This window comes from Luteitalea sp., assembly GCF_022842525.1.
In the GTDB taxonomy this organism is placed as follows: Bacteria; Acidobacteriota; Vicinamibacteria; order Vicinamibacterales; family Vicinamibacteraceae; genus Luteitalea.
The window spans coordinates 1-12,392 of sequence record NZ_JALHPM010000182.1 but is presented as its reverse complement, the minus strand read 5'-3'; the positions used below and the strand labels follow the sequence as shown (position 1 = coordinate 12,392).

At 67.7% G+C, this 12,392-nt stretch carries 11 protein-coding genes and 1 pseudogene; 4 read left to right on the top strand and 8 right to left on the bottom strand.

Features of this window, described 5'->3' with window-relative positions; genetic code table 11:
* From Q0C41_RS25245 to Q0C41_RS25215, 7 genes and pseudogenes are all read right to left on the bottom strand, one after another.
* Positions 1–901 (bottom strand): TolC family protein (locus tag Q0C41_RS25245; protein ID WP_291988648.1); only part of this gene is annotated, 901 nt, incomplete at its 3' end.
* On the bottom strand, positions 898–1,509 hold the full coding sequence (locus Q0C41_RS25240; RefSeq protein ID WP_291988646.1) for a hypothetical protein: 612 nt from the start codon (positions 1,507–1,509) through the stop codon (positions 898–900). The genes Q0C41_RS25245 and Q0C41_RS25240, both read right to left, overlap by 4 nt.
* Before the next feature lie 893 nt (positions 1,510–2,402).
* Positions 2,403–3,371 (bottom strand): multicopper oxidase family protein, encoded by a 969-nt coding sequence (locus tag Q0C41_RS25235; protein WP_291988644.1) that lies wholly within the window; start codon positions 3,369–3,371, stop codon positions 2,403–2,405.
* Between the two features lie 21 nt (positions 3,372–3,392).
* Positions 3,393–3,851: pseudogene (locus Q0C41_RS31515) on the bottom strand (multicopper oxidase domain-containing protein); the annotation flags it as partial.
* Between the two features lie 4 nt (positions 3,852–3,855).
* A complete protein-coding gene (locus Q0C41_RS25225; protein WP_291988640.1) occupies positions 3,856–4,284 on the bottom strand; it encodes a hypothetical protein in 429 nt (142 codons plus the stop codon).
* Positions 4,285–4,468: 184 nt separating this feature from the next.
* The gene (locus Q0C41_RS25220; protein ID WP_291988638.1) at positions 4,469–4,726 is read right to left on the bottom strand and encodes a hypothetical protein; all 258 of its coding nucleotides are present in this window, start codon (positions 4,724–4,726) and stop codon (positions 4,469–4,471) included.
* A gap of 3 nt (positions 4,727–4,729) precedes the next feature.
* Positions 4,730–5,467 (bottom strand): hypothetical protein, encoded by a 738-nt coding sequence (locus tag Q0C41_RS25215; RefSeq protein WP_291988636.1) that lies wholly within the window; start codon positions 5,465–5,467, stop codon positions 4,730–4,732.
* Between the two features lie 962 nt (positions 5,468–6,429).
* On the opposite strand from Q0C41_RS25215, the gene Q0C41_RS25210 reads away from it, so the two are divergent.
* From Q0C41_RS25210 to Q0C41_RS25195, 4 genes are all read left to right on the top strand, one after another.
* A protein-coding gene (locus tag Q0C41_RS25210; RefSeq protein ID WP_291988634.1) for an IS3 family transposase occupies positions 6,430–7,601 on the top strand; the annotation gives its coding sequence in 2 pieces (ribosomal slippage) (positions 6,430–6,709 and positions 6,709–7,601; 1,173 coding nt in all).
* Between the two features lie 215 nt (positions 7,602–7,816).
* Complete coding sequence (locus tag Q0C41_RS25205) at positions 7,817–8,215, top strand: hypothetical protein (protein ID WP_291988632.1); 399 nt, start codon at positions 7,817–7,819, stop codon at positions 8,213–8,215.
* Positions 8,216–8,685: 470 nt separating this feature from the next.
* On the top strand, positions 8,686–9,285 hold the full coding sequence (locus tag Q0C41_RS25200) for a DUF305 domain-containing protein (RefSeq protein WP_291988630.1): 600 nt from the start codon (positions 8,686–8,688) through the stop codon (positions 9,283–9,285).
* Between the two features lie 16 nt (positions 9,286–9,301).
* Positions 9,302–9,883 carry a DUF305 domain-containing protein gene (locus tag Q0C41_RS25195; RefSeq protein ID WP_291988628.1) on the top strand — a complete coding sequence of 194 codons (582 nt, stop codon included), beginning with the start codon at positions 9,302–9,304 and terminating at the stop codon, positions 9,881–9,883.
* Positions 9,884–9,944: 61 nt separating this feature from the next.
* Here Q0C41_RS25195 and Q0C41_RS25190 read toward each other — a convergent pair whose 3' ends face one another.
* The gene (locus Q0C41_RS25190) at positions 9,945–12,383 is read right to left on the bottom strand and encodes a heavy metal translocating P-type ATPase (RefSeq protein WP_367079307.1); all 2,439 of its coding nucleotides are present in this window, start codon (positions 12,381–12,383) and stop codon (positions 9,945–9,947) included.
* Positions 12,384–12,392: the final 9 nt, after the last annotated feature.

The window sequence follows — 12,392 nt, the reverse complement described above, 5'->3', positions numbered from 1 at the left end:
CGCGCTTCGCCACGGCGATCGCGGCCTCCGAGCGCGACGCCATCAGGCGGTCGCGCAGCAGCATCGGCGCCCCTGACGCGGCACGCTCGACCAGCGCGGGCAGCGTGAGATCCAGCGACATGGGCGCGAGATCGGCTGGGCGGCCGATCGGCGCCTCCGCCGCGCGGTTTATCAGGGCGTTCAGTTCGCCCTCGCGGGTGCGACGCTCGCGTGCCACGCGCTCCCGCTGCAGCGCGATGAGGCTCAACTGCGCCTGCGTGCGGATCACGTCCTGCTGTGCGGCCTGGCCGACCGCGTAGCGGCTCTCGCTCACCTTGAGGAGCGTCGTGAGGAGGTCATGATTGCTGCGCAGAATCTCGTCGATCTGGTAGGCGGCCGCCAGACGGAAGTAGGCCTGCTTCGTGCGAGCGACGAGCGAGAGGCGCGCGGCATCGACCTGCTGGCGTTCGGCCTCCGCTTCGCGCCGCATGACCTCGGCACGGAGTTCACGCTTGCCGGGATACGGAATCTCCTGCGACAGCATCAGGCCGAGGCTGGCGTTCGGGTCGTCGCCCAGGCCGGCGCCAGGGTATGGCGCTCCCGCGGAGGCGTACCCGGTCGAGATCATCGGATCGGGGAGCGCGCGCTCTTGTGCCGGACGCTGCAGCGCCGCCTCGTACCGCGCCTGGGCCGCGGCCACTTCAGGGTGTGACCTGAGCACGTCGTCGACGATCTGGCTGAGCGGCACGCGCGTCGCCATCGAGCTCGGGTCGGCGTTCGGATCGGCAGGCGACGTCGGCAGCTGAACCGGTGGCACCACCGCGGCTGGCAGTTCCTGCGCCCGCGCCATCGGCACCTTGGCCGCGCTACTCAACGCGGCGCTCAGCACCGCCACACGAACGATTCGTGAGCGCGTGCTCATCGCCCGCCCTGCTGCTGTGCGTGGCTGCTCGCCAGGGCGCGCGCCTCCGCGGCCATCCTGGACACCCGCTCAGCGAGCCGCTCACAATGCACCGCGGTATCAGGTGCGCCTGGACGCTTGGCGTCCGAGGCACCCGGCGCAGCGCGGTAGGCGGCCGCGAGGTCCCGATGCTCACGCGCGTCGGCATCGAGCTTGGTAGACAGGGCCAGGTAGTGACGCGCGAGGCGTGCGTGCGAGGCCGGCGTCGGACTGCCTTCAACGAGCCGTCGAAGGTCCGTCGGCCCGAGAATCTCGGCAGACGCCGACGTGACGGGCGCGGTGTTCTTGATGCCTGGCGAAGGTACCTGCACCGCTGGTGTACCGCCGCCATATGCCGCGGCGAGCGCCCGAGCCTCCGTGGCCGCGTCAGCCGCGCGGTCCGCGAGGCGGTCACAGTGGACCGCCGTGTCGGGAGCGGTCGGGCGCTTGCTCTCGGATCCGGTGGGTGCGCGGCGGTAGCTCTTCGCCGTCGCTCTGTGCTCACGAGCCTGCGCGTCGTAGTCGGCGGCGACCGCCCCGAAGTGCGTGGCCAGGCGGGCACGTGCGCCCGGCGCGTCGGGAGCCGCCATGAGTTCAGCGACCTGATTTGCCGGAAGGCGCGCGCCTTCGCGGGGCTGGGCGTCAGCCGGGACGGCAACAATGACGAGAGAAGACACGGCCGCGAGGGCCAGACGAGCGAATGAAGAGACGCGCATGATGAACTCCAGTCGAATTCCACGGAGAGGCGAGCGCGCGAGCGCGCACCTCGGCCTGACGTCGCGCTTCTTGGTACACGGCGTCGCTCAGAGCGGGTGTGGAATCAGATCCGGAGAACGATCGTGGACGGGTAGGCTTGAGGTGGGCGGGGACGTACCGCTTCGCGGTTGGTGGCGGCACCTGCGGGCGCCGCCGCGTGGAAGAATGCCGTGATTGGGGCGGTCACGACCGGGGCTGGCGCCACGAGGTTCCGCGTTCCGTTTGCGGGGGCCAGGGCCGCACCCGCGTCGCGCTGGCAGGCTACTGCAGGGAGCAGCACGCCATCGAGGGTCGGCGGGGTGACGTCATGACACGAGGGCGCACTTGCAGCCGTCGGGTCGGGCGTGCAGCGTGCACGGCAGACCATGTCCGCGGTCGGCAAGACCGAGAACATCAACGCGAGCAGGAGACTCGAGAGACGGGTCATGGCAACCACAAGGAGTGTTGCATCATTCTTGCCAACGCACTAATCAGCGCATCCGTCCGGTTGTGCGACGAGGAAGCCGGGGACCGGACGGAGCGGCCGGAAATTCTCAGAAGCGGTGCGGAAACTCCCGGGCGACGCTCATTGGATTATGGAAGAGCTCTGGCGCTCGCGGCATCTCCCAGACTGCTCGCGAGCGGCCGCTCACAGACCGCGATGGCGCGTCCATCAGTGCAGCAAGGCCGGCCAGTCCCACCGTCGGCCGCATCCCCCATCCTCACGAAACCTCATCACGGCTGCGCGTCACCCTTCGATCAGCACTGTGGACATCATCCCGAGGTCTTCATGGTCGAGGATGTGGCAGTGCTGCACGGTCATGCCAGCGAAGTCGGTGAATCGGATGCGGATCCGCACGCGCCCGCGTGCGGGAACCACGACGCCGTCGAGCCATGCCGGGTCTGCCTGCCCGTCCGGACCCACACGCTGGAAGGCGTTGGTGTGCACGTGCATGGGGTGATCCATGCCCGTGGTGTTGACGTACTCCCAGTCCTCGACAGCGCCCAGCCGAACGCGAGCGTCAGTCCGCGCATGGTCGAACTCCCGACCGTTGATTAGAAAGCGCATTCCCATGCCGCGGCCGGGCATCATCCCCATCGCTTCGGACAAGACGAATGTGCGACTCACGGGGCCTGCCGGCAGACGCTCGACCTCGCCAAGGACCTGCGGGATGTCAACCGGCGACGCAGCACGCCCTTCATACACGACGGTGGCGAGTTCGAACGGGCTGTCTGCGCCCACGACGCCGCCCATCATCATCCCCGCTGACCCGCGGTTGTACGGAAGGTTCATCAATCGGTAGGAGCCCCCGTCGCGGGAGCCCTGTATCAGCACGTCCCGTCGTTCACCCGGCGCCAGCAGAAGTTCGTCGAGCGTCTCGGGGCTCGCCAGACTGCCGCCATCGGTCGCGATCAGGTGCAATGGATGGCCCTCGAGGGAGAGCCGGTAGAACCTGGACACGGAGGCATTGAGCAGCCGCAGTCGCAGGAGACCATCTCGCTCGATGGTGTATGCGGGACGGCGTTGGCCGCTGACGGTCACGATCGACCCTTCGCGGCCAGCCATCAGCGCGCGCCCGCCGGGATCGACAGGTCGGCCCGAACGATCGAGCTCGAAGTCCTGCAGCACGAGGAACTGCTCTCGTGCCGCCGCCACCTCCGCGACCGCGTCCAATGCTCCCCGGATCACCACCGGCGCGGCCAGCCCGAGCGACACCTGCCGGGCCACCAACCCATGCAGATGGGGGTGCAGCCAGTACAAGCCGGCCGGATGACTGGCTGGAACACGGAACGCATAGGTCACCGCTTCGCCCGGGGACAGCTCGAGAAAGATGTTGTCCGCCGTCCCGTCCGGGGGCACGTGCAGGCCGTGAAAGTGGAGATTGGTCGGTTCGGCGAGCTGATTCGTCAGCCGAATCCGGACGTCGTCGCCCGCGGCGAGCTCTATCAACGGGCCCGGCACCTGGCCATTGAAGGCCAGGAGCCAGCCACGACTTCCGGCCAGATCGACCCATCCCTCCTTGGCGACCAGTTCGACGTCACGCCGACCGTCGGCGCTGGCAGCGTGGATGCCGCCATCGAGCGCGTGCACACGTGATGCTGATCGAAGCGGCGTCGCGATCTCGCTGGCACCAGCGGTCAGCGCGACGCCAACGGCCGGGGCGAGCCCAACGAATGCTCTGCGTGTGACGTCCATGCGACTACCCTTCTTTCGGGTTCTTGGCGGCACGCGTGTCCTCGAGAGAGGCGGGCGCGGCTGTGGGTGCGTACGCGTGCTGGACGTACTGCCGCACCGTACCGTCCGTATTGAAGAACGACCCTTTCAGGGCGATCGCGTGACGCATCACCCGTGTCCATCCACTGTGGTCGTCATAGAACAGCGGCGCGATGACGTGCTGCAGCTTCCGGTAGAGGTCGGAGGCGTCCTGGTCGTCGGCGTCGCCAGCACCCGTGGCCTCTGGTTCGCCGATCGACCAGCGTGCGCCGGCTTGACGCGAAAGATTGCCGCCGAGCCCTGCACCGCACCTTCGGCACTCGCTCCCGCCGCGCTGTACGTGACACGGTCGCCGTCGCCGAACGGCCCGAGCTGTGCCGTCCAGTAGCTGTTCCCCGCGTCGTTGCGTTGCCACCTGGCAGCGATGGTGCCTCCGGTGCGGCTCCTGGCGCCGGTCAGCAGCTCCCACAGCACCTGCACCGACTGTCCTGGCTCAATGGGCCAGGTGCCGACGGTGATCTCCGCGACCTCACCGGGGCTCACCCGGCCCGGCCGGCGTGGCGCGTCGACCGTGTCATGCCAGATGTGCATACGGCCTCCTACGGCTCCTCGCCCGTCCGTATCAGCCGGTGGTCGTGCGACCACCGCAGGTCGTGCCGCGTCACCAGCGCGTCGACGACTCGACGACACGTCACCTCGTCGCATCCCCACAGGCGTCGAGCCTGGTCCAGGGTGAGGGCGAGTCCCGGCATCTCGCGGTACTCACCCAGCACCCGTTTCATCAAGCGCGAGTCGAGATTGTCGTCGCTGGCCACGGCGTCCACAGTGCCCTGCAGCACGAAAGGCCTGGCACTCACGGCTTAGCGTCCGTCCCGCTGCTGCGCGTGACCATTCGCGAGCGCACGCGCCTCACCGGCCATCCTCGAGACCCGCTCCGCCAGCCGCTCACAGTGCACCGCCGTGTCAGGCGCGCCGGGACGCTTGCTTTCAGCGCCGGTGGGGGCAGCGCGATACGCCGCGGCGAGATCCCAATGCTCGCGCGTGTCACGATCGAGCTTGGCCGCGACGGCCAGATAGTGACGCGTCAGGCGTGCGTCAGACTCCGGAGCCGGAGTGCCCTCTATGAGCGTGCGCAACTCCGGGGGCGTCAGAAGTTCGGCGGAGTTCGTCTTGGCGGGCTCGGTGTTCCCGGGAGCCGCAGATACCGGCACAACGGGTGCGCCACCGCCGTAGGCAGCGGCAAGCGCCCGAGCTTCGCTCGCCGCGCCAGCAGCGTTGTCGGCAAGGCGGTCACAATGCACCGCAGTGTCGGGCGCTCCGGGCCGTTTGCTGTCGGAGCCGGAAGGCGTGCGCCGATACGCCTTCGCCATCGCCCGGTGCTCGCGGGCGTACGCGTCGTAGTCCGCGGCGACGGCCAGGAAATGTGCGCTCAGGTGGGCACGGTTCGCGGGCAGGTCCGGAGCCGCGACGAGTTGGGCGCCGACGTCAGCAGCGAGCGGTACCGCGTCGGGCGCCTGGGACCAGGCAGGGACCGCGGCCAACACGAGTGAGGACACGATGGCCGCAAAGGCCACACGAGCGAATGCGTAGGTATACATGAGGTTCTCCAGTCGACTCCACGATTGAGGCGACGCACGGGCGTGCCTCCGGCCTGACGCTGTGGCGCTTGCGCCGCGGCGTGTGTCAGCGAGCGTGCGATCAGATCCGGAGAACGGTCGTGGACGGGTAACCGGGCGAGGGCGGTGGGGCCTGGCGTCGGAGGCCAGCGCTGCTGGACGCCGGCACAAGCACGGAGCCGATGACCAAGGCGGTCACGAGCGGGGCTGGCGCGACGATGCTCCGCGCCACGTCAGTTGGAGCCACGGCGGCGAGCGCGTCGCGCTGACAGGTGACGTCGGGCAACCACTCGGCCGTGTCGGAGGCGACCTCATGGCACGAAGGCACAGCGGCTGCAGTAGAGTTCGGCGTGCAGACCGCGCGGCACACCACGTCTACGGTCGGGGTGACCGTCAGCAACAAGGCGAGAAGCAGGCTGGAGAGACGGGTCATGGTGCCAGCCATGTCTGTCGCACGACTCCTGCCAACGTGACTAGTCGCCAACCTGTGCGTTTTCGGCCGCGACCACGACTGACGGCGCTCCGATGGCTGAATTTCACCGAAGAGGTGCGGACTTTCCCGCGCCACGCGCAGTGTTGTCCTGACGCTGCTCGCGGCACGTGAGGTGTCTCAAGCGCCATCCGCTCGGGTCAGGCGGCGGGCCAATGCGCGGAGCGCGCAGTGATGTTGCATACGACGTCAGCTCGTAATGTACCCCTACAGCGGACACATGCGGTCGAACGCGCTCAGCCGCGGTGAATCGAGAACCGCAGCTTCATCGTCCGCGTGCTTGCGGACACCCGGTTGGCGCGCTCCGTGCCAGCTTGGTCGTGTATGCGCGAGTCTCGTGACACTGCCCCTCTGTTGCTGCTCTTGCTCGCCAGTGCATTCGCCGTGGTGTGGGCACGCTTGGGCTTGATCCGATCTCGTGGACACCTTCGCAAAGGTGGATACGATGGCCCGTATGGCCCCCGAGACCCCGCCGCGGCGCACCCGTCGCAGCTTCGATGAGGATTTCAAAGCCCAAGCCGTCCGCCTGGTCCTGGACGAGGGCAAGAGCGTGGGCGCCGTGGCCCGCGACCTCGACCTGACTGAGTCGGCCCTCCGCCAGTGGGTCGAGCGGGCCCGCGCCGACCGCACCGGCGGCCGTACGGGGCTGACGAGCGCCGAGCGCGAGGAGCTCGGCAAGCTCCGCAAAGAGAATCGCGAGCTGCGGATGGAGCGCGAGATCTTAAAAAAAGACGCGGCCTTCTTCGCGAAGCACCAGGCGTGAGGTTCGCCTGGATCGCCACGGAGAAGGCCACCTACCCGTTGCGGGTGCTCTGTCGCGCACTGCGCGTCACGTCGAGCGGCTTCTACGCATGGCAGCGGCGCCCGCTGTCGGCCCATGCGCGTCGCGATGCCGAGCTCGACGTGCGCATCGGCGCGCTGTTCACCAAGGCGCGCCAGCGCTATGGAAGCCCGCGGATCCACGACGACCTACGGGAGGCGGGCGTGCCCGTCAGTCGCAAGCGCGTCGCGCGTCTGATGCGCCAGGCAGGTCTGCGAGCCCGACAGCGCAAGCGGTACCGGCTGACGACCATGAGCGAGCACGATCAGCCGATCGCGCCCAACCACCTCGCGCAGACGTTCGTCGCCGAGGCGCCCAATCAGCGCTGGGTCAGTGACACCACCGAATTCCAGATTGGGACGAGCGGCAAGCTGTATCTCGCCGCGATTCTCGACCTGTACTCGCGGTTCGTTGTGGGTTGGGCCGTGAGTGCTGTCAATGACCGGCATCTGACACTCAGGGCGCTCGCCCAGGCCCTCCGACGGCGCGGGCCGGCCCCTGGACTGCTGCATCACTCCGATCAGGGTTGCACGTACGCCAGCGCGGACTACCAGCGCGTGCTCGAGGCGCACGGCCTCGTGTGCAGCATGAGTCGTCGCGGTCACTGCCACGACAATGCCGTGGCGGAAAGCTTCTTCTCCACGCTCAAGAGTGAGCTCACCGAGCGCTTCGACAGCTTCGGTGAGGCCAAGATGGAGTTGTTCGACTACATCGAAGTGTTCTACAACCAGCAACGTCGACACTCGACGATCGGGCGGATCAGCCCGGCCGCGTTCGAGCGCCGGTTCTCCGCTCAGGCGGCGTAGTTAACCCGTCCACCGAATCGGATCAAGCCCAGCTCGCGTCACGCGCGCACTGTGCCCCATCGACAACCCATCCACGAGGATTGCTCGGTTAGCGAGTGCGGGGCCGATGGCGTACCGCTGAGCCTGTACGCCGGCTGATTCGGTTCGGGCACCTGCGTTGCATTGAGCGTCGGCGCGGCTCGCAATCACGCGTGTGCCAAAAACAGGAGGGATTGATGCACACCCAGGAGATGATCGCCACCCACCCCGACGTGCGCGGCAACACGAACAAGGCACTCCTCACGGCGATCGACGAGGCGTACGCCTGCGCGCAGGCCTGCACCGCATGCGCCGACGCCTGTCTCGCCGAGCAGGCCGTCGCGGAACTGCGCCAGTGCATCCGGCTGAACCTCGACTGCGCGGACGTGTGCGCAGCCACCGGCGCCATCGCCAGCCGCCGCACCGGTTCGAACGAGACGGTGATCAGCCGCATCCTCGAGGCGTGCGCCATCGCGTGCGGGCTGTGCGCCACTGAGTGCGAGCGTCATGCGCAGCACCACGAGCACTGTCGCGTCTGCGCCGAGTCGTGTCGGACCTGTGAAACGGCGTGTCAGCGGGCGCTGCAGACCTTCTGACAGGTTCTGACGGCCATGCCCCGCTTCTGCACGGCCGCGCTGCTCGTCCTCGCGGCGCTGGCCGGTCCGGTGGGCACCTTGGTGTGCCGCCTGCAGTGTGTGGGCGCGGCTGTGGGCGCGGCAGTCGTCGCGGTGCACGCGCCGGGCCCCTGCCACGGGGGCTCTCCAAATGCCAGGCTCCGCGCAAACGCGACGCCATGCGACGAGCGCGTCGGCCCTGCCGCGGTGAAGCCGGAGCGCTTCGAACCCGCCAGTCCCGCGGTGACAGTGGCGCTCAGCGCGCTGCGGGAGCCACGTCGCCACGCAAGCCCGGCCATCGTTCCTGCGCCATCGATGCCGCTTCCCCACCTGGCCTTCGTAGGCACGGATCTGCCCTTGCGCATCTAGAGAGTCCCGCGTTCACGGGGTGGCGCGCGCGATCCCCGCACGCGCTCGAGATGAGCCTTCTTACCACGCAAGGATGTACGACCATGGGATTCCAGTTCTTCAATCTGCGCCACCACGCCGCGATCTGCGGCGCCGCCCTTACGCTCGTCCTCACGGCCAGTGTTCCCGCGACGGCGAATGAGCCCGCACCGACGCAGGCCCAGGCACAATACGAGGTCCGCTTCATGACCGACATGATCGACCATCACCACATGGCGATCATGATGTCCCAGATCTGTCTCACGAATGCCACACACGAGGAACTCAAGGCGATGTGCGCTGACATCATTGCGGCGCAGCAGCAGGAGATCGCGACGATGCAGACGTGGCTGCAGGACTGGTACGGCATCAGCTATGCGCCAGAGATGACACAGGGCGACATGCAGCGCATGGAACGGATGTCGGAGATGTTCGGCGCGGAGTTTGAGATCGCATTCATGAAGTCGATGATCCGTCACCACTGGAAGGCTGTCGTGCGCGCCAGTGGCTGCCTCGACCGCGCCTACCACGCGGAGCTGATCGCCATGTGCGAGGACATCGTCATTGCGCAGGTCAGTGAGATCGAGACGATGCGCACGTGGTTGTGCCAGTGGTATGGGATCTGTAATTACGGGCCCAAGGGTAACGTGGCCGAGACTCACTGAACGGAGAACATCAATCATGCTCAAGCCACTTATTGCAGTATTCACGATGGCCACCGTGGTTCCCTTGTCTGTGCCTGTCCAAACGCAGACACCGGCGGGTACAGGTCACGCGAAGCACGCGCAGACCTCGAAAAGCCAGGACCACAGCACGATGACGGACGCGGAGTTCGTCGCGATGACCATCAAGCATCACCAGGACGGCATCGAGATGGCAGGCATCGAAGAGAAGGGTGGCGCCTCAAACGATGTCAAGGCGTTGGCGGCCAGGATCCGCCAGGGGCAGGAGCGTGAACTTGCCGAATTACAGAAGCACCAGAAAAGCAGTGCGAACGCTGGTAGTGGTGGTCACGCGATGCACATGAAAGAAATGGAAGCGGACAGCCAGCGTGCGATGACGCGCTTGCGGTCGGCGCCCGGGTCGGCACTCGATCACGCATTCGCCGACGAGATGGCCAAACACCATCAGCAGGCGATCGACATGGTGGGGCGGACGAAGTTCACCGATACCGAACTCCGCGCCATGGCTCAGAAGATGGCGGCGAGCCAGAAGCAGGAACTCGGTGAACTGAAGAAGCATCAGAAGTCGAGCAGCCACTGACAGTCATGCACCGAGCCGGACCACGTGACGGTCGTCCGGCTCGGTGGTCGTCGAGTCCGCGTCAGAGGCGCAGCCGACGCAAGCGCAGCGCATTGACGATGACGGACACGGAGCTGAAGGTCATCGCGGCGCTCGCGATGATCGGACTGAGCAGCAACCCGAAGGCTGGATACAGCACACCGGCCGCGATTGGGACGCCGAGCGTGTTGTAAATGAACGCGAAGAACAGATTCTGACGGATGTTCGCCATCGTCGCGCGACTCAGTTGGCGCGCGCGCACAATGCCACGCAGGTCGCCCTGCACCAGCGTCACTGCCGCGCTCTCCATCGCGACATCGGTGCCCGTCCCCATGGCGATGCCCACGTCGGCGCGTGCCAGTGCGGGTGCGTCGTTGATGCCATCTCCCGCCATTGCCACCCGCCGTCCCTGCGCCTGCAGCCGCGCGATGACGTCGGCCTTGCCCTCCGGCAGGACCTCGGCTTCGATCTGATCGATACCGACGTCGGCCGCGACCGCCTGCGCCGTCACCCGGCTGTCGCCCGTCAGCATGACGACCTGGAGCCCTTCCGCATGCAGCGCCCGAATCGCTTCCGGCGTCGTCGATTTCACGCGATCCGCCACGCCCACCAGGCCCGCAGGCTGACCGTCGACGGCCGCGAACATCACCGTCTCGGCCTGCCGCCGCTTCTCGTCGGCCAGGGCGATGAGGTCGTCCGGCACGCCGCCCTCCTCGGCCAGCATCTGCACGTTGCCGACGGCGACGCGGCGACCATCGACGAGGCCCCTGACCCCCTTGCCGGTCACCGACGCAAAGTCCTGCACCTCGGCGAGCAGGACGCCACGGTCGCGCGCGCCCGCGACGATCGCCGCCGCGAGCGGGTGCTCACTCACGTGCTCGACGCTGGCGACCAGGCGCAGCAGTTCGTCTTCGGACAACCCGCCCCGCGCGACGACGGATGTGAGCGCCGGCTTGCCTTCGGTGAGCGTGCCGGTCTTGTCGACCACGACCGTATCGACCCGTTCGAGCAGTTCGAGCGCTTCGGCGTTGCGCAGGAGCACGCCGAGTTCGGCGCCCTTGCCGGTGCCCACCATGATCGACATCGGCGTCGCCAGGCCGAGCGCACAGGGGCACGCGATGATCAGGACGGCCACCGCATTGACGAGCGCGTGCGCCATGCGCGGTTCGGGGCCGTACAGCCCCCACACGGCAAACGTGATGACGGCGACGAGCACCACCGCCGGAACGAAGTACCCGGCCACGGTATCGGCGAGCCGCTGGATGGGCGCGCGCGAGCGCTGCGCCTCGCTGACCATGCGCACGATCTGCGAGAGCAAGGTGTCGGCGCCGACACGCTGGGCTTCCATCACGAACGTGCCGGTCCCGTTGACCGTGCCACCGGTCACCTTCGCCTCGGGACCCTTCTCCACTGGAATCGGCTCACCGGAGACCATCGATTCGTCGATGGTCGTGGCGCCCTCGAGGACAACGCCATCGGTCGGCACCCGCTCTCCCGGCCGCACCCGCAGACGATCGCCAACATGCACCTGCTCCAGCGGCACCTCGGCCTCGCTGCCGTCGCTGCCGATCCGGCGCGCCACCGTCGGCGCGAGACCCAACAGGTTCTTGATCGCCGCACTGGTGCGGCTGCGGGCGCGGAGTTCGAGGACCTGCCCGAGCAGCACCAGCACGACAATGACGGCGGCTGCCTCGAAGTACACGGCGACCTGGCCACCATGCATCTGGAATGACGCCGGGAACAGCTGCGGGGCCACCGTCGCCACCACGCTGTACCCGTACGCGGCACCGACGCCGAGCGCGATCAACGTGAACATGTTCAGGTGCCGGTTGACGAGCGAGGCCCAGCCACGGACGAAGAACGGCCACCCGCCCCACAGCACGACGGGACTGGCGAGCAGGAATTGGCCCCACGTCATGGCGGCCGGGGGGATCAGGTGCATCAAGGGCTGCCCTGGGATCAGGTCGGCCAGCATGGCAACGAGGATCGGCGCCGTCAGCACGAGCGACCAGGTGAACCGTCGCGTCATGTCCTCCAGTTCCGGGTTCCGGTCCTCCAGCGTGACCGTCCGTGGCTCGAGCGCCATCCCGCAGATGGGGCACGGGCCAGGGGCATCCCGGACGATCTCGGGATGCATCGGACAGGTCCACTCGGTGCGTGTCGCTGGCGCGGCGGACGTCGGCTCCAGCGCCATCCCGCACTTCGGGCAGGTGCCGGGCCCGATCTGGCGCACCTCGGGGTCCATCGGGCAGGTGTACTCGCGTGTGTCGGCCCCCACGGCAGATGGCGCGGTGGCGGCGGGCGGTGCGCCGCCGACGTAGGCCTCCGGGTCGGCCGCGAACTTCTCCTGACAGGACGTGCTGCAGAAGTAGTACGTCGTGCCGCGATACCGCTGCTGCCCGACAGCGTCGGTGTCGAGGATCTGCATGCCGCAGACGGGATCGATCACCTGCTTTGCGGCGCTCGTGGCGAGAATGGCCATCGTCGTCCC